20 protein-coding genes are annotated in these 23,865 nt (G+C 60.2%); 10 read left to right on the top strand and 10 right to left on the bottom strand.

All coding sequences use genetic code 11. The features are described from left to right. The first annotated feature begins 155 nt into the window (after positions 1-155). The 5 genes from ppc to JQ848_RS17680 all read left to right on the top strand — a co-directional run bounded on the left by ppc (position 156) and on the right by JQ848_RS17680 (position 5,800). Positions 156-2,786 (top strand): phosphoenolpyruvate carboxylase, encoded by a 2,631-nt coding sequence (gene ppc, locus JQ848_RS17700; RefSeq protein ID WP_010655974.1) that lies wholly within the window; start codon positions 156-158, stop codon positions 2,784-2,786. A 285-nt stretch (positions 2,787-3,071) separates the two neighbouring features. Next, positions 3,072-3,719, top strand: a complete 648-nt coding sequence (gene adk, locus JQ848_RS17695) for an adenylate kinase (RefSeq protein ID WP_003440349.1) — start codon at positions 3,072-3,074, stop codon at positions 3,717-3,719. A 94-nt stretch (positions 3,720-3,813) separates the two neighbouring features. Next, positions 3,814-4,491, top strand: a complete 678-nt coding sequence (gene tsaB / locus JQ848_RS17690) for a tRNA (adenosine(37)-N6)-threonylcarbamoyltransferase complex dimerization subunit type 1 TsaB (protein ID WP_010655973.1) — start codon at positions 3,814-3,816, stop codon at positions 4,489-4,491. A gap of 144 nt (positions 4,492-4,635) precedes the next feature. Beyond that, positions 4,636-4,932, top strand: coding sequence for a hypothetical protein (locus JQ848_RS17685; protein ID WP_003440351.1), 297 nt, complete (start codon positions 4,636-4,638; stop codon positions 4,930-4,932). A gap of 4 nt (positions 4,933-4,936) precedes the next feature. Further along, complete coding sequence (locus JQ848_RS17680) at positions 4,937-5,800, top strand: DUF72 domain-containing protein (protein ID WP_003440353.1); 864 nt, start codon at positions 4,937-4,939, stop codon at positions 5,798-5,800. On the opposite strand, the gene JQ848_RS17675 is transcribed toward JQ848_RS17680, so the two are convergent. Then, positions 5,797-6,417 carry an energy transducer TonB gene (locus JQ848_RS17675; protein ID WP_202210988.1) on the bottom strand — a complete coding sequence of 207 codons (621 nt, stop codon included), beginning with the start codon at positions 6,415-6,417 and terminating at the stop codon, positions 5,797-5,799. The genes JQ848_RS17680 and JQ848_RS17675 overlap by 4 nt on opposite strands. A gap of 93 nt (positions 6,418-6,510) precedes the next feature. Here JQ848_RS17675 and JQ848_RS17670 point away from each other — a divergent pair, with 93 nt between their 5' ends. Continuing rightward, positions 6,511-7,293, top strand: a complete 783-nt coding sequence (locus tag JQ848_RS17670; RefSeq protein ID WP_003440357.1) for a class I SAM-dependent methyltransferase — start codon at positions 6,511-6,513, stop codon at positions 7,291-7,293. Between the two features lie 89 nt (positions 7,294-7,382). Here the strand turns inward: JQ848_RS17670 and JQ848_RS17665 are convergent, their stop codons facing one another. Beyond that, entirely contained in the window at positions 7,383-8,021 is a 639-nt protein-coding gene (locus JQ848_RS17665) for a TetR/AcrR family transcriptional regulator (protein WP_037001390.1), read from the bottom strand. A 90-nt stretch (positions 8,022-8,111) separates the two neighbouring features. On the opposite strand from JQ848_RS17665, the gene JQ848_RS17660 reads away from it, so the two are divergent. Both JQ848_RS17660 and JQ848_RS17655 read left to right on the top strand, forming a co-directional pair. Next, positions 8,112-9,212, top strand: coding sequence for an efflux RND transporter periplasmic adaptor subunit (locus tag JQ848_RS17660; RefSeq protein WP_003440361.1), 1,101 nt, complete (start codon positions 8,112-8,114; stop codon positions 9,210-9,212). A gap of 5 nt (positions 9,213-9,217) precedes the next feature. Next, positions 9,218-12,277, top strand: coding sequence for an efflux RND transporter permease subunit (locus JQ848_RS17655; protein WP_202210987.1), 3,060 nt, complete (start codon positions 9,218-9,220; stop codon positions 12,275-12,277). Between the two features lie 88 nt (positions 12,278-12,365). Here JQ848_RS17655 and JQ848_RS17650 read toward each other — a convergent pair whose 3' ends face one another. Both JQ848_RS17650 and plsB read right to left on the bottom strand, forming a co-directional pair. Further along, on the bottom strand, positions 12,366-12,767 hold the full coding sequence (locus JQ848_RS17650) for a YbaY family lipoprotein (protein WP_003440366.1): 402 nt from the start codon (positions 12,765-12,767) through the stop codon (positions 12,366-12,368). A gap of 86 nt (positions 12,768-12,853) precedes the next feature. Continuing rightward, positions 12,854-15,367: a glycerol-3-phosphate 1-O-acyltransferase PlsB gene (gene plsB, locus JQ848_RS17645; RefSeq protein WP_003440367.1), complete on the bottom strand. Its 2,514-nt coding sequence runs from the start codon at positions 15,365-15,367 to the stop codon at positions 12,854-12,856. Positions 15,368-15,607: 240 nt separating this feature from the next. Here plsB and JQ848_RS17640 point away from each other — a divergent pair, with 240 nt between their 5' ends. Continuing rightward, positions 15,608-15,817, top strand: a complete 210-nt coding sequence (locus JQ848_RS17640; RefSeq protein ID WP_003440369.1) for a cold shock domain-containing protein — start codon at positions 15,608-15,610, stop codon at positions 15,815-15,817. A gap of 110 nt (positions 15,818-15,927) precedes the next feature. On the opposite strand, the gene JQ848_RS17635 is transcribed toward JQ848_RS17640, so the two are convergent. From JQ848_RS17635 to JQ848_RS17620, 4 genes are all read right to left on the bottom strand, one after another. After that, positions 15,928-16,308 (bottom strand): hypothetical protein, encoded by a 381-nt coding sequence (locus JQ848_RS17635; RefSeq protein ID WP_202210986.1) that lies wholly within the window; start codon positions 16,306-16,308, stop codon positions 15,928-15,930. A gap of 80 nt (positions 16,309-16,388) precedes the next feature. After that, on the bottom strand, positions 16,389-17,198 hold the full coding sequence (locus tag JQ848_RS17630) for a putative RNA methyltransferase (protein WP_010655967.1): 810 nt from the start codon (positions 17,196-17,198) through the stop codon (positions 16,389-16,391). Then, positions 17,198-18,349 carry a succinyl-diaminopimelate desuccinylase gene (dapE, locus tag JQ848_RS17625; protein ID WP_003440376.1) on the bottom strand — a complete coding sequence of 384 codons (1,152 nt, stop codon included), beginning with the start codon at positions 18,347-18,349 and terminating at the stop codon, positions 17,198-17,200. Before dapE ends, JQ848_RS17630 begins: the two co-directional genes overlap by 1 nt. Before the next feature lie 98 nt (positions 18,350-18,447). After that, positions 18,448-21,039: a glycosyltransferase gene (locus tag JQ848_RS17620; protein ID WP_003440388.1), complete on the bottom strand. Its 2,592-nt coding sequence runs from the start codon at positions 21,037-21,039 to the stop codon at positions 18,448-18,450. A gap of 275 nt (positions 21,040-21,314) precedes the next feature. On the opposite strand from JQ848_RS17620, the gene tcdA reads away from it, so the two are divergent. Continuing rightward, the gene (gene tcdA, locus JQ848_RS17615; RefSeq protein WP_003440391.1) at positions 21,315-22,124 is read left to right on the top strand and encodes a tRNA cyclic N6-threonylcarbamoyladenosine(37) synthase TcdA; all 810 of its coding nucleotides are present in this window, start codon (positions 21,315-21,317) and stop codon (positions 22,122-22,124) included. A gap of 103 nt (positions 22,125-22,227) precedes the next feature. Here the strand turns inward: tcdA and JQ848_RS17610 are convergent, their stop codons facing one another. Both JQ848_RS17610 and JQ848_RS17605 read right to left on the bottom strand, forming a co-directional pair. Then, positions 22,228-22,632: a SufE family protein gene (locus JQ848_RS17610; RefSeq protein ID WP_202210985.1), complete on the bottom strand. Its 405-nt coding sequence runs from the start codon at positions 22,630-22,632 to the stop codon at positions 22,228-22,230. Beyond that, positions 22,629-23,834, bottom strand: a complete 1,206-nt coding sequence (locus JQ848_RS17605) for a cysteine desulfurase (RefSeq protein WP_127196015.1) — start codon at positions 23,832-23,834, stop codon at positions 22,629-22,631. Before JQ848_RS17605 ends, JQ848_RS17610 begins: the two co-directional genes overlap by 4 nt. Positions 23,835-23,865 lie beyond the last annotated feature (31 nt).

The following is a 23,865-nucleotide window of genomic DNA, read 5'->3' as shown; positions in this document are numbered from 1 at the left end:
GTTCAAATTAAATGGTGGCGCATTGCCTAAAAAATTCTGACCGTTTGGTCAGGCGTTTTTTGCAGGCTTTGGCGCGGGATCTCTTGTCAAAAGCAGTCCTCGCAACGCACTCTTGGGCAGGAGCTGGTCCCCGGAATCTGCTGGAGAAATTGCTGATGACCGATATTGATGCACGCTTGCGCGATGATGTTCACCTGCTGGGTGAACTGTTGGGAAATACCATTCGTGACCAGTACGGCGAAGCATTTCTCGCCAAGATCGAGCGTATCCGCCAAGGGGCCAAGGATGACCGGCGCGGCACCACGGGCGAGGAGCTGAGTGCCATTCTGGATGCCCTGGGTGACGATGAAGTTCTCCCCGTTGCGCGGGCGTTCAACCAGTTTCTGAACCTGGCGAACATCGCCGAGCAATACCAGCTGATTCACCGTCGCGAAGAAGGCCAGCCGCAACCGTTCGAGTCGCTGGTGCTGCCCACCTTGCTGACCCGGCTGCTGGACGAAGGGCATGACCCTGACACCCTGGCGCGGCAAATCGGCCGTCTCGACATCGAGCTGGTGCTCACGGCCCATCCCACTGAAGTCACGCGCCGTACCCTGATCCAGAAGTACGATGCCATTGCCGAACAACTCGCAGCCCAGGACCATCGCGACCTGACCCAGGCCGAAAAGTCCCGGATCGAGCAGCGTCTGCAACGCTTGATAGCCGAGGCCTGGCACACCGAAGAAATCCGCCGTACCCGACCCACCCCGGTGGACGAGGCCAAGTGGGGCTTCGCGGTCATTGAGCACTCCTTGTGGCAAGCCGTGCCGCATATGCTGCGCAACGCCGATCAGGCGCTGCACGCGGCCACTGGCCTGCATTTGCCTTTGGAAGCGGCGCCTGTGCGTTTTGCTTCCTGGATGGGCGGCGACCGTGACGGCAACCCCAATGTCACCGCCAGTGTGACTCGCGAAGTGCTGTTGCTGGCGCGCTGGATGGCGGCTGACCTGTACCTGCGTGATATCGACAAACTGGCCGCCGATCTGTCGATGCAGCAAGCCACTGCCGAACTGCTGGCGGTAGCCGGGGATGGCGCCGAACCGTATCGCGCGGTCCTCAAGCAGTTGCGTGAGCGGCTGCGGGCGACCCGCAACTGGGCGCATAACGCCTTGAGCAGCGCCCAGCCTGCACCGGACGGGGTGTTGCAGGACAACCGCGATCTGCTGGCACCGTTGCAACTGTGCTACCAGTCGTTGCATGCCTGCGGCATGGGGGTAATTGCCGACGGGCCGCTACTTGATTGCCTGCGTCGTGCGGTGACGTTTGGCTTGTTTCTGGTGCGCCTCGATGTACGCCAGGATGCGGCCCGCCACGCCTCGGCTATGACTGAAATCACCGATTATCTGGGCCTGGGCCGCTATGAAGACTGGGACGAAGATGCACGTCTGACCTTCCTCAACCGCGAACTGGCCAACCGTCGACCGCTGTTGCCGGGTTACTTCAAACCCGGGGCCGACACTGCCGAAGTGCTGGCCACCTGTCGCGAAGTGGCTGCAGCACCGCAGGCTTCGCTGGGCTCCTATGTAATCTCGATGGCGGGGGCTGCCTCTGACGTGCTGGCGGTGCAACTGCTGCTTAAAGAAGCTGGGCTGGAGCGCCCGATGCGCGTGGTGCCGTTGTTCGAAACCCTGGCCGACCTCGACAATGCAGGGCCGGTGATCGAACGCCTGCTGCTGTTGCCGGGGTACCGCGCACGCCTGCATGGCCCGCAGGAAGTGATGATCGGTTATTCCGATTCGGCCAAGGATGCGGGCACCACCGCAGCGGCCTGGGCGCAATATCGGGCCCAGGAAAAACTGGTCAATATCTGCCGCGAGCAAGAGGTTGAACTGTTGTTGTTCCATGGTCGCGGTGGCACCGTGGGCCGTGGCGGCGGTCCTGCCCATGCGGCGATTCTGTCGCAGCCGCCGGGCTCTGTGGCGGGGCGATTCCGCACCACCGAGCAGGGCGAAATGATTCGCTTCAAGTTCGGTTTGCCGGACATCGCCGAGCAAAATCTCAACCTCTATCTGGCCGCAGTGCTGGAAGCCACTTTACTGCCGCCGCCGTTGCCCGAGCCGGGCTGGCGGGTGCTGATGGACGAGCTGGCTGGCGATGGGGTCGAGGCTTACCGCGCAGTGGTGCGGGACAATCCGCAGTTCGTCGAATACTTCCGCCAGTCCACCCCCGAGCAGGAGCTGGGCCGCTTGCCGCTGGGCAGTCGTCCGGCCAAGCGCCGGGCAGGGGGGATTGAAAGCCTGCGTGCCATTCCGTGGATTTTTGGCTGGACCCAGACCCGTCTGATGTTGCCCGCATGGCTGGGTTGGGAGACCGCATTGAGCCGGGCGCTGGAACGGGGGGAGGGCGAACAGCTGGCACAAATGCGCGAGCAGTGGCCGTTCTTTCGGACCCGTATCGACATGCTGGAAATGGTCCTGGCCAAGGCCGATGCCGACATCGCACGGCTCTATGACGAGCGTCTGGTAGATCAGGAACTACTGCCATTGGGTGCGCATTTGCGCGACTTATTGTCGCAGGCGTGTTCGGTGGTGCTAGGTTTGACCGGTCAATCGCAATTGATGGCGCACAGCCCGGACACTCTGGAGTTCATCCGTTTGCGCAACACCTACCTGGATCCCCTTCATCTATTGCAGGCAGAACTTCTGGCCCGTTCAAGGCGCCAGCAAGCGGCCCAGGACAGCCCTCTGGAACAAGCGTTGCTGGTAACTGTGGCCGGGATTGCTGCCGGCTTGCGTAACACCGGTTAAGCCAAAAGCAAGACGGGTTGTCGTGCAACGGGCCCGGGAGCGCTGAAGATTTGCTGCGGATCCCCGGGCTCGAACAACACTTTATTGCGGGGTTGCGAGCTGCGACACCTGGCCGCAAGTGCGCGTTTGCTAGAGATTATTCCTGGTTTGGCCTGCTTGTGTGGGCCGGGCCTGCTGTGTATCTTGATCAGCCCTTGGCCGTTTTGACGGCCATAACCCGATTTTGAGATTGGCCCAAAGAGGCGAGTCTGTTGTCATTTAAATAAAAATTTGAGGAGCATATCGATGCGCGTAATTCTGCTGGGAGCTCCCGGGGCCGGTAAAGGTACTCAGGCAAAGTTCATCACTGAAAAATTTGGCATCCCGCAAATCTCCACCGGCGACATGTTGCGTGCAGCGGTAAAGGCCGGCACCGAACTGGGCCTGATCGCTAAAAGCGTGATGGACAGCGGTGGTCTGGTATCTGATGACCTGATCATCAATCTGGTTAAAGAGCGTATCAGCCAGCAAGACTGCAAAAACGGTTTCCTGTTCGACGGTTTCCCGCGCACCATTCCGCAAGCCGAAGCACTGGTTAAAAACGGCGTCGAGCTGGATCACGTGATTGAAATCGCGGTTGACGATGAAGAAATCGTTCAGCGCATTGCCGGTCGTCGTGTTCACGAAGCCTCTGGCCGGGTTTACCACACCATCTACAACCCGCCAAAGGTTGAAGGCAAGGACGACGTAACTGGCGAAGAGCTGATCCAGCGCAAGGACGACACTGAAGAAACAGTTCGTCATCGCCTGTCGGTTTACCATTCGCAAACCAAGCCGCTGGTAGCCTTCTACCAGAACCTGGCTGAGACTCAAGGCAAGCCGAAGTACAGCCACATCGAAGGTGTAGGCTCGGTTGAAGCCATCACCGGCAAGGTACTTGAAGCGCTGAGCTGATCGTCGAATTGCTCTGATACAACAGCCCGCTTGCGGGCTGTTGTTGTTTATACTGCTGCACTTTTTTCAATTCTCAATTCTGACGGGAACACCGATGAGCACCTTGCTGGCCCTGGATACCGCGACTGAAGCTTGCTCTGTTGCCTTGCTGCATGATGGCAAGGTCACGAGCCACTACGAGGTGATCCCGCGCCTGCATGCGCAAAAGTTGTTGCCGATGATTAAAGACCTGCTGGCTGAGGCCGGGGTTGAACTGTCAGCCGTCGAAGCCATTGCTTTCGGGCGCGGGCCGGGAGCCTTTACCGGGGTGCGGATTGCCATTGGCGTGGTGCAAGGTCTGGCCTTTGCCCTGGAGCGCCCGGTGTTGCCGATCTCCAACCTGGCGGTATTGGCCCAGCGTGCCCATCGCGAGCATGGCGCGACCCAGGTGGCGTCGGCCATTGATGCGCGCATGGACGAAGTGTATTGGGGTTGCTACCGCGAGCAGGCGGGTGAAATGCGTCTGGAGGGTGCTGAAGCCGTATTGCCACCGGAAGTGGCCGCCTTGCCTGCCGGTGCCGGCGGTGACTGGTTTGGCGCGGGGACCGGCTGGGGTTATGCCGAGCGTTTGAACGTCAAACCCTACGCGATGGATGCGGGCATGTTGCCCCATGCTGAAGACCTGCTGACCCTGGCCCGCTTTGCCTGGGAGCGCGGTGAAGCCATCGCCGCCGACCTGGCGCAGCCGGTGTACCTGCGTGACAAGGTAGCCACTCCAAAAGCAGAGCGTTGATCGGGACAGGCAGCACAGCCCATTCTCTGTAGGCGCTGGCTTGCCAGCGATACAGGCAACGCGGTTTATCAGGCAGGGCGGCGGGGATTTGCTTACTTGGCCCAACGTCGCTAAATTGCCTTTATCGCTACCGAGCAAGCAGCCATGCGCATAGACGGCTTTTCCTCCCGGTCCTACCCCGTCAAGCGCAAGCAGCGTAAAGATCAGGCGCTGGTTGATGAGTCGGTGGAGGACAGCGAAACCACGTTTGAAAGCGCCCCCCAAACTGCTCGCACGCCACCCTCCGGTGAGCGTATCAACTCGTTCCCCGTCCGTTCTCAAGACATGATCTTCCAGCGCTCCATGAGCAAAAGTGCGGCCAGCGCCCTGGCCAGCTATTTGACGACTGCCGGCTTCGTCGATTGGGAAATAGAAGAGCAGGTGCTGGACCTGTACATTTGAGCCCATGAAAGATCTTCCTTACTACCTGGGTTGCCCGTCCTGGAGCGAAAGCGCCTGGCGCGAAGGGCTGTACCCGCAGAATGCCCGGCCAGCGGAATTTCTGGGCCTGTACGCTCAGGTCTTCAACGCTGTCGAAGGCAATACCACTTTCTATGCCCGTCCCGCGCCAGCCACTGTCGAGCGCTGGGCACAAAGCCTGCCCGGACATTTTCGCTTTACTGCCAAGTTCCCCAGGGATATCAGCCACGGCGGTGATCTGCGTGAACAAAATCATGCGGCCGAAGATTTCCTGCAGTTGTTGCGACCTCTTGGGGCGCGCGTAGCGCCACTTTGGCTACAACTGCCGGCCAGCTTCGGGCCTCAGCGTCTGGCAGAGCTGGCGAGCTTCATGGACGCTCTGGAGCGCCCGTTAGCGGTGGAAGTGCGCCACCCTGAGTTCTTCGCCAAAGGGGATAGCGAACGCTTGCTCAATCGCTTGCTCAAAGATCGCGGGGTTGAGCGTATTTGCCTGGATCCGCGGGCGCTGTTCAGCTGCACTTCGACCGATCCGGCGGTGCTCCACGCCCAGGCGAAAAAGCCCAGGGTGCCGCCCCGTCCGGCAGCCTTCACTCAATTCCCGCAAGTGCGTTTTATTGGCCGGCCGGAGCTGCAAGCCAACGACCCGTATTTAGTGCCCTGGATTGACAAAGTCGCGGGCTGGATCGAGGAAGGGCGCACGCCTTACGTGTTTCTTCATACGCCGGACAATCACCGCGCTCCGGAACTGGCGCGGCGCTTTCATCAACAGTTGAGCGAAAGGTTACCGGGGTTGCCCGCATTACCCGAGTTGCACCAACCCCAGGCGACAGAACAACTGGGACTGCTTTAAGCCGCCAGGCGCATATTGTTGATGACCAATGGTCTGGCCCAGCCAAGATCGAAGTCCATGGCGCGTTGTTGCTCGATCAGGGTCAGGGGGTCGAACGGCTCGGCAGGCTTGTCGAGCAAGTCCATTTCAAACTCGGCAATCGGCAGATGCAACGGCCGTGGTTCAGGCCCCGGGCCCGGATCAGGCAGCGGATGGCCGAAAGCCATAACCCTCGGGCGTACCCAGGTGGTTTCGAAGTCCTGTTGATGCTGCTGTGCACTCACTTGTTCTGCGGCAAAGGGTGTGGCGGGCGGTGGCAGCAAATCCGGATCGAACTCGGCAATCGGTAAAAACAACGCTTCAGGGGGCTGCAGTTCGGTGTCCAGCACCTGGCAATGTCGCTGGGTCACGATATTGCCCAGCAGGTCGCTGCCACCCCGGGGCTCAACCTGCTCCTCCACGGCCTGCGGGGTTGCTTCAATCGCAGGGAACTCTGACGTCGCGCATTGTTCGGCCAATGCCTGGGCGTAAAAGTCCTTCCACAGGTGGTTGACGCTACCCGTGATCTGCGAATTGTGCCGGCCAAAGTCGCCAATTGGGGCGATAAAGCCGATGGATGTGCAATGAATGTCTGACATAGCTCTCGGTCGACGCCCGGCTCTGGCAAAATGCCGGATATTTCATTTATCGGCAGCCTTTGCCGATCATTAAATTTTTGAGCGTGTTTTTAGATGAGTGAGCAAGCAGCAGGCTGTCGTATCAAAGTCGAAGCATTGGGCGAGGCCTATCAGGCCCTGGCCGGGCAATGGGCTGAACGTCTGGGTCTGCCTCTGGCCGAGCCCGAGGCTGAGTTCGCCTTGCAAGTGGGCGCGCAGGGGTTGCAGCTGCAACAACTGGGGCCGGACGCCCCGGGCCCGGTGCGGGTCGACTTTGTAGAGGGAGGGGCGGCCCATCGACGTTTGTTTGGTGGCGGTACGGGGCAGATGATTGCCAAGGCGGTCGGCGTACAGCAGGGCGTGCGTCCGCGGGTACTGGACGCCACGGCGGGTTTGGGCAAAGACGCGTTCGTGCTGGCGAGCCTGGGTTGTGAAATGAGCCTGATCGAACGTCAGCCGCTGATCGGAGCGCTACTTGAAGATGGCCTGGCCCGCGGCCTGGACGACTTTGAGGTGGCGCCGATCGTGTCACGCATGCACTTGCTCAAGGGCAACTCGATTGAGGTGATGCGCAACTGGGAAGGCGAGCCGCCGCAAGTCATCTACCTCGACCCTATGTTTCCGCACCGTGAGAAAACAGCCTTGGTGAAGAAGGAAATGCGCCTGTTCCGGCCATTGGTGGGTGATGACAATGATGCTCCGGCCCTGCTTGAAGCGGCGTTGGCGCTGGCCAGCCACCGGGTAGTGGTCAAGCGCCCGCGCAAGGCACCGTGCATTGCCGGGCCCAAGCCGAGCCATGCGCTGGACGGCAAGTCGAGCCGTTACGATATTTATCCGAAGAAAGCGCTAAAGCCCTGACCCCGATCTTCCAGCAGGAGCGAACTTGCTCACGATCTTTCAAGCGCAAGAGATCGCGAGACAAGCTCGCGCCTACAGGGGCGGTGTGATCAGAGCGGGCGATACGCGCGCATGAAAACCCCCACCACTTCCTGCACGTGCGCCTCGGCGCCCGCATCGTCCAGCGGCTCGCCGCAGCCATAGAGCAGGCGAAAATTGGGTGAGCCCTTGAGCATGCAAAAGAAGTGCTCCGCTGCGTAGTGCGGCTGATCAATCTGCAATTCACCGGTGCGGTGGATTTTTCCCAGCAGACGCTCCATCTCCAGCACCACTCGCTCCGGCCCCGCCTCAAAGAAAATTTGCGACAACTTAGGGTCCTGGCTGCCTTGGGTCATCATCAGCCGATGCAGGTTGAGTGACTCCTGGCTGTTTATCAGGCTGTGGAAACCCCGGGCAATGTTCAGCAGCACCGCCTCGACCGGTGCGCCGCCAGGCAATTCAAAAAACAATTCCGGCAACTGATCTGTGCACTTGGCCATGATCGCCGAAGAAAAGAGCGTCTCTTTGTCGGTGAAATGGCTGTAGACGGTGAGTTTTGACACGCCCGCCAGGCCTGCGACCGCGTCCATGCTGGTGCTGGCATAGCCCTTGGTCAGAAACAGGGTTTTCGCCGCGTCAAGGATCGCCTGGCGTTTTGCCATGTCCTTGGGACGCCCGAGTGCATTGGGGGGTAAAGGATTGTCAGACATTCTCGTTTATTACTGGACTGGTGAGTTTGGTATTAATAACATGCCGCCCAGTATAAATATTCCAAGCCCTATTAGCGAAAGGTCATCTCCATGTTGCGCCATGCCTTGCCCCGCGCTGTGCCTGTGTGTCTGGTGTTTTTGTTATCCGCGTGCGGCCATGAAGAGCCTGCTCAAATCAGCATCAGCCCGGCAATGGTGGAGCAGCCACAGCCTTCTGCGCTGGCGAGCCAAAGCTATCCGGGTGAAGTCCGGGCCCGGTTCGATCCGCAACTGGCGTTCCGCATTGGTGGCAAAGTGACCCGGCGGCTGGTGGATGAAGGTGAGCGGGTCAAGGCCAATCAGCCGCTGGCTGAGCTGGACCCGCAAGATGTGCGCTTGCAACTGGAGGCGACCCGGGCCCAGGTTGCAGCGGGGCAGGCCAACCTGAATCTGGTGCGAGCGGAACGTGACCGCTACAAAACCCTGCTCGACCGGCAGATGGTCAGCCGTTCGCAGTTCGACAATGCCGAAAACCTCTATCGCTCGGGTGAAGCCCGGCTCCAGCAGCTCAAGGCCGAGCAGGACGTGGCCAGCAATCAGGCCAGCTACGCCGTGTTGCGCGCGCCCCAGGACGGGGTGATCGCCCAGCGCCAGGTTGAGGTCGGCCAGGTCGTGGCCGCAGGGCAAACGGTGTTTACCCTGGCTGCCGACGGCGAGCGTGAAGTGCTGATCAGCTTGCCGGAGCAAGCCTTCGGCCGTTTCAAGATTGGCCTGCCGGTTTCGGTTGAACTGTGGTCGCAGCCCGATCAACGCTTCAGCGGGCGCATTCGCGAACTGTCGCCTGCGGCTGATCCCCGGTCGCGGACCTTTGCCGCCCGTATCGCCTTCACTTCCGGCAAGGTGCCGGCCGAGCTGGGGCAAAGTGCCCGGGTCTTTATTCAAAGCGAAGGCGTGAGTCCGTTGTCGGTGCCGCTGTCGGCATTGAGCGCTGAAAATGGCGCGACCTATGTCTGGCGTGTCGGCCCGGGCAACAAGCTGGAGCAGGTTCCCGTGCGTACCGGGCCCTTTGGCGAGAAAAACGTGCCGGTGCTTGAAGGTCTCAAGGCTGACGACTGGATTGTCTCGGCCGGGGTGCACGTGTTGCATCCTGGGCAGCAAGTGCGGCCGGTTGATCGCTCCAACCGAACGATCAATGTTGCGGTGAAGGAGTAATCCCGATGGGTTTCAACCTTTCCGCCTGGGCGTTGCGCAATCGTCAAATCGTACTGTTTCTGATGTTGTTACTCGCTATCGTCGGTGGGCTTTCCTACACCAAGTTAGGGCAAAGTGAAGACCCGCCGTTCACCTTCAAGGCCATGGTGATTCGCACGTTGTGGCCGGGTGCCAGCGCCGAGGAAGTCTCGCGCCAGGTGACCGAGCGCATCGAAAAGAAGCTGATGGAAACCGGGGATTACGAGCGGATTGTTTCGTTCTCGCGACCTGGCGAGTCACAAGTGACCTTCATGGCCCGTGACTCAATGCCTTCGGCGCGGATTCCGGAGCTGTGGTATCAGGTCCGAAAAAAAATCAGCGACATTCGCCAGAACCTGCCGCCGGATATTCAGGGACCATTTTTCAACGATGAGTTCGGCACTACTTTCGGCAATATCTACAGCCTGAGTGGCGAAGGCTTCGACTACGGGGTGCTTAAAGACTACGCCGACCGCATCCAGATCCAGCTGCAACGGGTCAAGGATGTGGGCAAGGTCGAGCTGCTGGGGCTGCAGGACGAGAAAATCTGGATCGAACTCTCCAACCTCAAGCTCGCCACTCTGGGCCTGCCGCTGGCGACTGTGCAACAAGCCCTCAAGGAGCAGAACGCAGTCTCTACCGCCGGTTTTTTCGAGACCCCGACCGAGCGTGTTCAATTGCGCGTGAGCGGCAATTTCAAAACCGTTGAACAGATCGAGGGGTTCCCGATCCGGGTGGGGGAGCGCACCTTGCGGATCAGTGATGTGGCGGACGTACATCGCGGCTTTAATGATCCTCCGGCACCGCGCATGCGCTTCATGGGGCAGGATGCCATTGGCCTGGCCGTGGCGATGAAAGACGGCGGCGATATTCTGGTACTGGGCAAGGCGCTGGAAACAGAGTTCGAACGACTCCAGAAAAACCTCCCCGCCGGGATGCAACTGAGCAAGGTGTCGGATCAACCGGCGGCGGTGAAAAGCAGCGTCGGTGAATTCGTCCAGGTGCTGGTGGAAGCACTGGCAATCGTGTTGCTGGTGAGCTTCTTCTCGCTTGGGGTGCGCACCGGCCTGGTGGTGGCGCTGACGATCCCGCTGGTGTTGGCGATGACATTTGCCGCCATGTACTACCTGGGCATAGGCCTGCACAAAATCTCCCTGGGTGCGCTGGTGCTGGCGCTGGGGCTGTTGGTGGATGACGCGATCATCGCCGTGGAAATGATGGCGATCAAAATGGAGCAGGGCTACGACCGGCTCAAGGCGGCGAGTTTTGCCTGGACCAGCACCGCGTTCCCGATGTTGACCGGCACCCTGATTACGGCAGCGGGTTTTCTGCCGATTGCCATGGCGCAGTCGAGCACCGGTGAGTACACCCGCTCGATCTTCCAGGTGGTGACCATTGCGCTGCTGGCATCCTGGATTGCCGCGGTGGTGTTCGTGCCGTATCTGGGGGCATTGCTGCTGCCGGATCTGGCGAAGATCCATGGGGCCAAACACGGCAGCGCGACGCCCGACCCCTACGGCACCCCGTTTTATCAACGGGTACGACGGCTGGTGGAGTGGTGTGTGCGTCGGCGCAAGACCGTGATTGTACTGACGGTGCTGTTTTTTTTAGGGTCGGTGGTGCTGTTCCGGTTCGTTCCGCAGCAGTTTTTTCCGGCTTCGAGCCGCCTGGAATTGATGGTCGATTTGAAACAGGCAGAAGGTGTCTCGCTGAGCAACACCAACGAGCAAGTCAAACATCTGGAAAGCTTGCTCAAGGATCACCCCGGGATTGCCAACTATGTGGCTTACGTGGGGACCGGTTCGCCACGTTTTTACTTGCCCCTGGATCAGCAGTTGCCGGCGGCCAGCTTCGCCCAGTTCGTGGTGCTGGCCAAGAGCATCGAGGAGCGTGAAACCCTGCGCACCTGGTTGATCGAGACCCTTGATCAACAGTTTCCGGGGGTTCGCTCGCGGGTTACCCGCCTTGAAACAGGCCCGCCGGTTGGATACCCGGTGCAGCTTCGGGTGACTGGCGAGCATATAGAAGAGGTACGGGCCCTGGCGCGCAAGGTCGCGGCCAGGGTTCGGGAGAATCCCCACGTGGTCAATGTTCACCTGGACTGGGAGGAACCGAGCAAAGTGGTGTACCTCAATGTCGACCAGGACCGGGCGCGGGCTTTGGGCGTGAGTACGGCGAACCTGTCGCACTTCCTGCAGAGCACCTTGCTGGGCTCCTCCGTCAGCCAGTACCGGGAAGACAACGAGTTGATCGAAATCCTGTTGCGCGGCACCCCCCATGAGCGCACCGAACTGTCATTGCTGCCGAGCCTGGCGGTACCGACCGACAATGGTCAGAGTGTCGCCCTGTCGCAAATAGCGACCCTGGAATATGGCTTTGAAGAAGGCATTATCTGGCACCGCAACCGCTTGCCGACCGTGACCGTGCGCGCCGATATTTATGGCAAGGAACAACCGGCCACGCTGGTGCAGCAGATTCTGCCGACATTGCAGGATGTGCGGGCAGAGCTGCCGGACGGTTACCTGCTGGAAGTTGGCGGCACGGTTGAAGACTCCAGCCGTGGGCAGGACTCGGTGAAAGCCGGTGTACCGTTGTTTATCGTGGTGGTGCTGACCCTGTTGATGGTGCAGCTGCGCAGCTTCTCGCGCATGGTGATGGTGTTTTTGACCGCGCCGCTGGGGTTGATCGGGGTGACCCTGTTCTTGCTGGTGTTCGGCAAACCTTTCGGCTTTGTTGCGATGCTGGGCACCATTGCCCTGTCCGGGATGATCATGCGCAATTCAGTGATCCTGGTGGACCAGATCGAACAGGACAAAGCCGCAGGGATGGACCCCTGGCAGGCGATTATCGAAGCGACGGTACGCCGGTTCCGGCCGATTGTGCTGACTGCCCTTGCCGCGGTGCTGGCGATGATCCCGCTGTCCCGTAGCGTGTTCTTCGGGCCGATGGCGGTAGCGATCATGGGCGGGCTGATAGTGGCGACGGCCCTGACTCTGCTGTTCTTGCCGGCGCTGTATGCGGCGTGGTTCAGGGTGAAGAAGGTTTAACCCTGGCCTGAGGTGGGGGCATTGTTGAAGTGGGGGCTGGCTTGCCGGCGATGCAGGCAACTCCAGCCCCTACAGGATCATGCGCTGTTTATTGTTGAACCTGATCAACCCGCAGGCGAATCGGTTGCTGGGTTTTGGCATTCAGGTCGACGCTGTTGCGCTCAGTGGTGATGAACAACAACTGACCGTTATCTTCAATCCGTGCACTGACTGCATAGGTGTGGCCCGGTTTGACTTCAGCCGGGTCATAGCTCAGGTGGAAAGGCAGCGGAACCTGGCCTTTGACCGGGCCGCTTTGTTTGGCCAGGGTGACTGCCGGAGCGTCGGCCAGTGACACATCCTGCAGGCTCACTTCAAGGGTGGCGCCAGGCGGCAGGGCGATACGTTGTAGGTAAAACACTTCGCCATCGAGAGCGGCTTGCGGGGCAGGTGTCATAGAGCTGCAGGCTCCGAGCAGGGCAGTCAGGCTGAGTAAAAGGACTTTTTTCATGCGGGAGGCTCCATAGGGCAGGCATTAACGCCATGCGTTGAGAGGGCGCCTGCCAGACAAATGTTCAATCTGGCAGGCGCTTTTGCTTATTTAAGCGGTTTTTCCAAAGACAGCGGCGCTTGATCTGCCGGGTCTTCGCTGCGGTGCAAGGCCACCTGACGGATCGACAAGCGGATCTCGGCGGGCAGCACGCGTTTGGCCGCGCCTTCAGCCAGTTCGCCAAGCAGCTCGTGATAGCTCAACTTACCGTTGGCGTCGCGGCGCAAGACGTCTTCTTCGAGCAAGCTCTGGATAAAGTGGCGGAACAGGCTCTTGTCGAAGAACTCCGGGGCATTGAGGCCATGCAGGATCGACAGGCGCTGGGCCATCATGGTGCACAGGTCTTCCAGCTCTTCGGCGCTCAAGGTGTTCTGGCCGCTGTTGAGCAGCAACGAGATGGCCATGTAGAAGCGCTGCAGGGTTTGCGCAATGCTCCTGGACAGTAGCGTCAGCAGCACAAAATGCCGCGAGCTCGGGGCCGGGCGCAGGTACACAGCGTTTTCAAAGCGCAGCAAACCCTGTTCGACAAACGCCTCCAGCCACTGATCCACCACGCCGTCCAGCTCATCTTCGGACCAGCGGATAAACAGTTCCGATTGCAGGTACGGATACAGGGCGTGGGTGTAACGCAGGATTTGCTCGCGGGTCATGCGCGAGCTGCTCTGGAAGAAGCTGGCCAGCAACGCCGGCAGGGCAAAGATATGCAGCACGTTGTTGCGGTAGTAAGTCATCAGGACGGCGTTTTGCTCATCCAGATACAGGACCTTGCCCAGTGCATCGCTCTGCTCGGAGAGCAGGTCCATGCTTTTCACGTGTTCGATCAGTGCCTGACCGTCACCTTCAGGCACGGTGGTGTGGGGTGAATAGGGGACGCGGCGCAGCAGGGCCAGATACAGGTCCAGCACGCGGGCCATGGCCCGGTCATCCAGCGCCAGTTTGCTGGTGGACAGGAGCACCAGCGCCACCAGGTTGACGGGGTTGATGGCTGCGGCTTCGTTCAGGTGCCGGGCGACTTTCTCCCCCAGCCGGTTAGTAGCCCCGTGCAACCACTCAGGCCGGTACGACGGAGCCAGTTCCTGCTGGCGCCAGCCCGGTTGTTCCCCATCGAGAAACTCGGCGAGTTTGATCGGCTCGCCGAAGTTGACCGCCACCTGGCCAAACTTCTGTTTCTTGAGTGCGCCGATGACTTTGAAAATATCGAATACCGATTCTTTTTTCTTGCTCGCCCCGCGCAGCTCTCCGAGGTAGGTGCGGCCCTCCAGCACCCGCTCGTAACCGATGTACACAGGTACAAAGACGATCGGCATGCGCGATGAGCGCAGGAAGCTGCGGACGGTGATGGCCAGCATGCCGGTTTTCGGTTGCAGCATGCGCCCGGTGCGCGAGCGGCCGCCTTCGACGAAATACTCCACCGGGAAGCCTTTGGTGAACAGGGTATGCATGTATTCGTTGAACACCGAGGTGTACAGCGGGTTGCCCTTGAACGTGCGGCGCATGAAAAAAGCCCCGCCACGGCGCAGCAAGCGCCCCATCAGCGGCATATTGAGATTGATCCCGGCAGCAATGTGCGGCGGAGTCAGGCCGTTGCGAAACAGTAGATAAGACAGCAGCAGATAATCGATATGGCTACGGTGGCATGGCACGTAGACGATTTCATGGCCCTGGGCCACGTTCTGCACGCCCTCGATGTTGTGGATTTTGACCCCGTCGTAAATCTTGTTCCAGAACCAGCTCAGTATCACTTCAAAAAAACGGATTGCCGTGTAGGTGTAATCCGAAGCGATTTCGTTGGCGTAGCGCAGCGCCAGGGCTTTGGCTTTGTCCGCAGAGATATTCTCGCGCTCGGCTTCATCCACAATCGCCTGGCGTACGGCCGGCTCCTTGATCAGACCTTTGACCAGGTTGCGGCGGTGGGACAGGTCGGGGCCGATGGTGGCGGTTTTGAGGTTGCGAAAGTGCACCCGCAAAATGCGCTGGGCCATGCGTACCGTGCGCTCATGGCCCTTGTTGTGGTCAATCAGTTCGCGCAAATGAATCGGCGCGGAAAACTGCACGCGGGTCTTGCGCCCCAAAATAAGAATGCGCAGCAAGCGGCGCAGGCGCCCGGTGACTGCCCAGCTGTCGGCAAACAGCAGTTTCCAGGGGCTGGACTCGCTGTCGGGGGACTGGCCCCAGAACACGCTGACCGGGATGATTTGCGCGTCCTCGCCCGGGTTGAGGGTCAAGGCGTCTACCAGGCGGGTCAGCGCAGGAGGGGCGCCGCGCTTGTCCTGACGTCCCAGCCAGTCGGGCTCGGGGGTCAGGTAAAAGAACGCTTCGGGCTCGATCATGCTGCCAACGGCGACCGGCAGCACGGGGCGCGGCAAGCCGGCCTTGGTGCACTCGGCGTCGACCACTGCCAGTTCGGTCAGTGAGGGCGATTGCAGCACGTAGAACACCGGCCGGCTGCGATCCAGATTCAGTGTCAAGGACGACTGATTGATCGTTTCCGAGCGCACCCACAGGTACAGCAAGCGACGCAGCGCGCCAAATACAAGACGACGGAATGGGGAGCGGGTCATACGGCTTCTGCGTTAGTGGATTAAAACGAGTGTTTACTCGTGCCGGTAGTGTGCCGTATCTCTGGAAAATCGGCAAAAAAGCAGCGAACTAATATTGATTGAGTGTTTTTTTTGCTGACTTATACTCGGGGGTCTTTCGCCATGCTGCACAAGACCCAGTCTGCAAAAACCAGGTTCGAGCGAAAGTTCTCAAAGGGCTGATGGTAGAGCCCGATCAATAATAAAAAGGGGGAATGATTCATGAGTACGCGCGTAACAGGCAGTGTGAAGTGGTTCAACGACGCCAAAGGCTACGGCTTTATTCAGTGTGCCGATGGTGCCGATGTGTTCGTGCATTACCGTGCCATTCGCGGCGAGGGGCATCGTTCCCTGGCCGAGGGACAGCAGGTCGAATACACCCAGGTCAAGGGTGACAAGGGCTTGCAGGCTGAGGATGTGGTGGGGTTGTAGGCAGGCCCTGTAGCCGCTGTCGCAGGCTGCGATAAGGGCCGCCGGCCCTTCGAACAGCAGGGGTGCTGCGCACCCCGTCGCAGCCTGTGTCAGCGGCTACATGTTTCACTTCAGGCCCCGGTTTTCCAGGTGATTTCTTCCTGACCGTCTTCGCTGACACGAATCCAGCGATCAGCGTCAGCTTCGCCCTGTTCCTCTTCCCACGTGCCCGGTGCGCAACGCACTTCGACGTTCAGCGCTTTGAAAGCGGCCTGGGCGCAGGCAATGTCGTCATCCCACGGGGTTTTATCGCTGTCCAGAAACAGGCTGTTCCATTTGCCGACGGCATTTGGCATCCAGGTCACAGGTATGTCGCCGGCGGTGCATTTCCACACCTGGCCTTTCTTCACCCAGGGGGTGCAGGGGCCCAGGGCCTCGCTAAGCCATGTAACGACGTGTTCATGACCGGCTTTGGCTTCTTTCAGGTAAATCTCAATATCGGGCTGGCGCATGGATGTCCTCACTGCGTATCTGAAAAATCCATTCGCGGATTAGTCGGGCCAGGGGCGGCTGCCCCTGGCCGTAAAGTGGGTTATTGAAGAATGAAGTAATCGTAGCGCATCGACACAGTGACCACTAAAGGCTGCGGGTGGTCGATGACCTGGGCCCGACGTTCGGCACTGGCACGCCAGCCATGGGGGGTCATGGCCAGCAGGTTGGCGCGGTCCTTGGGTTCACTCAGGCTGAGCACGAACTCCAGGGTTTCACTGTGCTGCAACTGCATGCCTTCAGGCACCAGCGCCAGGTGTTTGTCGTCAGCGTAGTCGCGTACTTCGTCGTACAGCCGTTCACGCAGCTCCATCAGGTGCCCGCGGGTCGGGCCTACGCGCATCAGGCCGCCGCCGGGGCTGAGCAGGCGTTTGGCTTCAAGCCAGTCCAGCGGGCTGAACACGCTGGCCAGAAACTGGCAGCTGGCATCGGCCAGTGGCACCCGGGCCATGCTGGCGATCAACCAGGTCAGGTGCGGGTTGCGCTTGCAGGCACGCTTGACGGCTTCGCGGGAGATGTCCAGCGCGTAGCCGTCGGCGTTGGGCAGCGCCTCGGCGATTTGCGCGGTGTAGTAACCCTCGCCGCAACCGATGTCGAGCCAGCGCTGGGGGGCGCGTTCGGCGGCCAGTTCAGCCAGTCGCTTGGCCACAGGCGCGTAGTGACCCGCGTTGAGGAAATCGCGACGGGCTTCAACCATGGCCTGGTTGTCGCCAGGGTCGCGGCTGTTTTTGTGCTGCACGGGCAACAGGTTCAGGTAACCCTGACGGGCGCGGTCAAAGCGATGGCCCGTCGGGCAGGCCACGCCATTGTCGACTGCGCTGAGGGGTTGCGAACAGATAGGGCAGGCAAGCATCAGGCAAGCAACCTGATCAGGGTCTGGTAGTAGATTTCGGTCAGCACGTCGAGATCGCTGGCCAGAACCCGCTCGTTGACCTGATGGATGGTCGCGTTAACCGGGCCCAGTTCAACCACTTGGGTACCCAGGGTCGCGATGAAGCGTCCGTCCGAGGTGCCGCCGCTGGTGGAGGCTTTGGTTTCGCGGCCGGTCACCTGTTTGATGCTCGACGACACCGCATCCAGCAGTGCGCCCGGCTCGGTCAGGAACGGCAGGCCGGACAGCGCCCAATCGATGTGCCAGTCCAGGCCGTGCTTGTCGAGGATGTCTGCGACACGCTTTTGCAGCCCTTCAACAGTGGACTCGGTGGAGAACCGGAAGTTGAACACCGCCACCAGATCGCCGGGAATCACGTTGGTGGCGCCGGTGCCGGAGTTCAGGTTGGAGATCTGGAAGCTGGTTGGCGGGAAGAAGGCGTTGCCGTTATCCCAATGCTCGGCGGCCAGTTCGGTCAGTGCGGGCACGGCCAGGTGAATCGGGTTTTTGGCCAGATGCGGGTAGGCCACATGACCCTGTACCCCGCGCACGGTGAGTTTGGCGCCCAGGGAGCCGCGACGGCCGTTTTTAACCACGTCGCCCACCAGAGTGGTGCTCGACGGCTCACCGACGATGCACCAGTCCAGACGCTCATTGCGGGCCTTGAAACGCTCGATCACGGCCTTGGTGCCGTGATGGGCCGGGCCTTCTTCGTCACTGGTGATCAGAAACGCCACCGAACCCTTGTGGTCCGGGTAGTCGGCGACGAAGCGTTCGGCGGCAACCAGCATGGAAGCAAGACTGCCTTTCATGTCGGCAGCGCCACGGCCGCAGAGCATGCCGTGCTCGTCGATCAAGGCGTCGAATGGGTCGTTTTGCCAGGCCTGCACCGGGCCGGTGGGCACCACATCGGTATGGCCAGCGAAGCACAGCACCGGGCCTTCGTTTTTACCGTGGGTGGCCCAGAAGTTGTCTACGTCTTCGATGCGCATGGGTTCCAGCTTGAAGCCGGCATCACCCAGGCGCTGCATCATCAGCTTCTGGCAATCGGCATCGATCGGGGTCACTGAAGGGCGACGGATCAAATCGCAGGCAAGTTGCAGGGTCGGCGAAAGGTCGGCGTGGGCCGTCATGGGGTGGACTCCGAAGCTGAGCGTGGCAGGGCACAAAAGGGCGGTTATCTTAAAGCAAAACGGCGACCAGAGGCCGCCGTTTAGTGGTTGCAGTCAATTTATACGGCCGGGTGCTCTTCTGGCGCTTCCACCGGTTTGGGCAGTGAAGACAAGAAGGCCATGATCAGCGCCGCCAGATACGGCAGCGACTGCACCAGCAGCATGACCACCCAGAAACGCATGTCGTTGCTCGGCAGGCCCTGGACCAGGAAGATCCCCAGTGCCGCGCCCCAGAGCAGCAGCATGATGAACACCTCTTCACGGGCTTCCGAGATGGCGACCCAGAATCCGTGATTGTCGGCGTTTTTCGGGGTGCGGAAGAACGGAATGCTGGTGGTGAAAAATCCGTACAGCACCGCTTTGGCGATGGTATGGGACAGGGCCAGACCTGCCAGGGCCGCGGCAAACGCGTCCTTGAGGTTGACCCCCACGGCGCGGCGGTACAGGAAGATGATCTTGCCTACCTTGAACACAAACAGGGCCAATGGCGGGATGGCGAAAATCAGCAGCGGCGGATCAACCCGCGTCGGCACAATGATCATCGCCGCCGACCACAGCAGGGCGCCCACGGTGAAGAAGATGTTCATGCCGTCGGCTACCCACGGCAACCAGCCCGCGAGGAAGTGATAACGCTGGCCACGGGTCAATTGCGTATCTTTGCCGCGCAGCAGGCTGGAGGCGTGACGCTTGATAATCTGAATCGCACCGTAGGCCCAGCGGAAGCGCTGTTTCTTGAAGTCGATAAAGGTGTCGGGCATCAGCCCTTTGCCGTAGCTATTGTGGGAATAGGCAGCGGAATAGCCTTTTTCGAACACGCGCAGACCCAATTCGGCATCTTCACAGATACACCAGTCTGCCCAGCCAAGCTCCTCGAGCACGGAACGCCGGGTCATGGTCATGGTGCCGTGCTGAATGATCGCGTCGCGGTCATTGCGGGTGACCATGCCGATATGGAAGAAGCCCTTGTACTCCGAGTAGCAGAGCTTCTTGAAGGTGCTTTCGTTCTGATCACGGTAGTCCTGGGGCGACTGCACGATGGCGATTTTCGGATCGGCAAAGTGCGGCACCATGTGCTTGAGCCAGTTGCGATCGACACAGTAATCGGAGTCGATCACGGCAATCACTTCGGCATCCGGCGCGGTGTGCGGGATCAGATAGTTCAGCGCGCCGCCCTTGAAGCCGGCCAGCGGGGCAACATGGAAGAACTTGAAGCGCGGGCCAAGGGTTGCACAGTAGTCGCGCACCGGCTCCCAGACCGCCGGATCCTTGGTGTTGTTGTCGATAATCAACACTTCGAAGTCCGGGTAGTCGAGGTTCGCCAGTGCATCGAGGGTCTGTTTGACCATCTCTGGCGGCTCGTTGTAGCACGGCACGTGGATCGACACTTTTGGCCGGTAGGCGTCCTCGTGTTCAACCGGCAGAAACTCGCGCCGCCGCTTGCGAATCCATACGGCCTCGGCCAGTTCATGGGCCTCGGTCAGCAGTACGATAAACACCCCGAACGCACCGAGCCCGAGCAGGATGCCTACGGTCAGACTGAACCAGGTGCTGTATTGCTGGCTGTAGTCGTAACCGATCCACACCAGCACCGACCCGCACAGGAACGCGGTGAAGGTCAGGAAAGTGCGGCCACGCTGACGCAGGGCGGAACCGTCGATCAGCAGCAAGGCCAGCGACAGCAGGCCCATGACTACTGAGCCAATGGCCAGTACCCGCCACTGCGGGATAGCCACTACCGGGCCTTCAAAGTTGAATTTTTGCTGGCGCGCGGCGTTGTACACGCCCCAGTACGCGCCTACCGAGCCTTCGTCACTGGCTTTCCAGGGTTGGTCGAAGGCTTCGATCACAAAGTAGTTGTAGCCGCGACGGTTAAGCGTATTGACCAATGTGCGCAGGTAAATGGCCTGGTCGGCCGGGGTCGCATCGGCGCCACCGCGCATGCGGCCGTTGCTCGGCCAGCCAACCTCCGAGAGCAGCAGCGGTTTTTTCGGGAACATTTTTTTCAGGTCGCGGGCACGGTCCAGGACGAACTCGCCGGCCTTGTCCACGGGGATAAATTCCCAGTACGGCAAAATGTGCGCAGCGATCAGGTCAACGTGCTTGGCCAGTTGCGGGTATTTCTCCCAGATATGCCACTGCTCGGAGGTGGTGACCGGCACCTTGACGGCTGCCCGCACCCGGTCCAGCAACACGATCAAGTCTTCCGGGGTGATCTCTTCACGGAACAGGGCTTCGTTACCCACCACAACCCGCACTACGCTGCGCGAGTTATTGGCCAGTTCGATGGCTTTCTGGATTTCGCGCTCATTGCGCTCAAGGTCCGGACTGATCCAGATCCCGATGGTGACCCGCAAGCCGAACTCTTCCGCCAACTTGGGAATATCGCCCAGGGTGCCGTCGACCGAGTAAGTCCGGATGTTGTCGGTCAGCTTGCTGATGATTTCCAGATCGCGACGCATTTCGTCGTCGGTCGGGTACTGGTCTTTCTGCGGGTACTGGCCTTGCTGAAACGGCGAGTACGAAAAGCCCGAGATTTGCTCGGGCCAGTTAGGCGCAGAAACCGGGCGATTGATCAGCGCCCAGAAGCCGGTGAACAGGGCGGCGATGGCCAGCACCACCACCAGGTTGAGTCCAAATTTACGCGATGACATAACTATTTCGGGTTCCAAAGGGAGTGGAACGAAGATCGTTCGGCAGTTACCAAGCGGCGCGCATCCTACACCGCGCTCTGACCTACCGTACAGCGCACGGAATCAGGTCCGGCGTTTGGCAGCGGCGGCCGATTTAAGTTCTTGCATTATTATTCGCAGCTCTTGCCTCGTTGTACCTCCAGGTATTAAAGCAGGCTTGGTCGCGCAGCCTCCAGGAAAGATACAAAACCCCGGGTCATGCCCCTATAATGCGCGCCGGTTTCAGGGTGATGGTCATGAGTACAGAAGATCCACGGTTTGCCGGTGTAGCCCGGTTATATGGCATAGAAGGCCTGGAGCGGCTGCGCGCGGCCCATGTAGCAATCGTCGGTGTGGGCGGTGTCGGGTCGTGGGCGGCAGAAGCCATTGCCCGTTGTGGCGTAGGCGAAATCTCGCTGTTTGATCTGGATGACGTGTGCGTCAGCAACAGCAATCGCCAGTTACACGCCTTGAGCACGACCATTGGTCGAGACAAGGTGGAAGTGATGGCCGAGCGTCTGCGTCAGATCAATCCTGACTGCAAGGTGCATGCAGTGGCTGACTTCGTGACTCGCGAAACCATGGCCGAATACATCACCCCCGATATCGATTGCGTGATTGACTGTATCGATAGCGTGAATGCCAAGGCAGCGCTGATTGCCTGGTGCAAGCGGCGCAAGATCCAGATTATCACTACCGGTGGTGCGGGGGGGCAGATTGACCCGACGCTGATCCAAGTCTGCGATTTGAACCGCACCTTCAATGATCCGCTGGCTTCAAAAGTGCGTTCGACCTTGCGCCGCGATTATGGCTTCTCGCGCACCATGACTCGTCATTACAGCGTGCCTTGCGTATTTTCCACCGAGCAGCTGCGCTATCCGAAGCCTGACGGCAGCATTTGCCTGCAGAAAAGCTTTGTGGGTGACGGGGTCAAGCTTGATTGCGCCGGTGGATTTGGCGCGGTGATGATGGTGACGGCCACTTTTGGCATGGTCGCGGCCACCAAGGCCGTGGACAAGATCGTGGCGGGCGTGCGGCGGCCCTCGGAGCGGGTGAAGCCTGCCTGATCGGCCCCGTTAATCGCCCCGAAGCCATCGCTGGCAAGCCAGCTCCCACACTGTTTTTGTAGGCGCTAATACCCCGTGGGAGCTGGCTTGCCAGCGATGGGGTTTAGCCTGCCAGCTCGCGCATCCGCTGCAATACGGCATTCAGCCCATTACTGCGCGACGGTGACAGCTGCCGGCTCAAGCCCAGCTGGTTGAACCACTCGGGCAAATCCACCTGTTGCAGCTGTTCGCCGGACAAGCCATTGACCCGTGCCAGCAATAGGGCGACCAGCCCGCGGATAAATCGTGCATCGCTACTGGCTGCAAACTGCCAGTGACCGTCGCGCAGCTCACCCAGCAACCACACCTGACTTTCGCAGCCATGCACGCGGTTGGCTTCGTTTTTGTCTGCCAGGTCAAGCTCGGGCAGGCGTTGCCCCCATTGCATCAGCAAGCGCGCGCGTTGTTCCCAGCCTGTGCAGTGTTCAAAACTGTCGAGGGCGGCCTGTGCATCGGCGGGCAGGGTCATTGCAGCAACTCCAGCGCCTGGTCCAGCGCCTCGAAAAAACGCTGTAGATCGTCGGAGTCGTTGTACAGCGCCAGCGACACGCGGATAGCTCCGGCCAGACCGAAGCTTTTGAGCAGCGGCATGGCACAGTGATGACCGGCCCGCACAGCGATGCCTTGCTCAGTCAGCAGATGTGCCAGGTCGGCATTGTGCACGCCGTCAACCACAAAGCTCACCAGCGCCAGCTGTGGCGAACCCAGCAGGCGAACCCCCTGGCGTTGCGTCAAGCCGTCGATCAGCAGGCTGTGCAATGCGGCTTCGTGGGCTTCGACGGCTGCTTGATCCAGAGTGGACAGATAGCTGAGGGTTGCGCCCAGACCGATCACGCTGGCAATCGGCGGAGTACCGGCTTCAAAGCCCAGCGGTGCCGGGCGAAAGGTTGCGCTCTGGTAGTCAGCGTCTTGCACCATCTCGCCACCGAACTGCCAGTGCTGCAGGCGGGCCAGCGCGGCGTGGCGGCCAAACAGCACGCCCAGCCCGTCCGGGCCGTACAGTTTGTGGCTGGAGAAAACGTAAAAGTCGCAGCCCAGCGCGTTCACGTCATGCCGGCCATGGACGATGCCCTGGGCGCCATCAACCACGGTCAGCGCATTTTGCGCCTTAGCCAGAGCCAGCAGCTCAGGTAACGGCTGCCATACACCGAGCACATTGGATAACTGGCTGACGGCCAGCAGGCGGGTGCGGGGGGTGATCAGGCGGGCGGCGGCATCGAGGTCGATCACGCCGTCGGCATCCAGCGGCAGTACCACCAGAGTCAGTTTTTTACGCTTGGCAAGCTGTTGCCACGGCAGCAGGTTGGCATGGTGTTCCAGGGCGCTGATAACGATCTCGTCGCCCTGGGTAAATTGGTGTTCCAGCCCATAGGCCAGAAGGTTCAGCGCCGAGGTGGCGCCGTGGGTGAAAACAATTTGCCCGCAGTCGCTGGCGTTGAGCCATTGCGTCACTTTCTTACGGGTGTTTTCAAACGCCTGGGTCGCATGGGCCCCCGGCAGATGCTGGGCGCGGTGCACATTGGCTGCGCCATTGGCGTAGTAATGCTGCAGTGCGTCGAGCAGGGCCTGGGGTTTTTGTGTAGTTGCAGCGTTGTCCAGATAGGTCTGGTCCTGACGTTGCATGGCGGCGATGGCAGGGAAGTCAGCGCGCCAGGGGGAAGGCAAAAGCATGGTGTTCAGGGCTCTGTTGACGGGACCAGAG

It is taken from the genome of Pseudomonas paraversuta (assembly GCF_904067025.1).
In the GTDB taxonomy this organism is placed as follows: Bacteria; Pseudomonadota; Gammaproteobacteria; order Pseudomonadales; family Pseudomonadaceae; genus Aquipseudomonas; species Aquipseudomonas paraversuta.
This window is presented reverse-complemented; position numbering and strand designations above follow the sequence as displayed.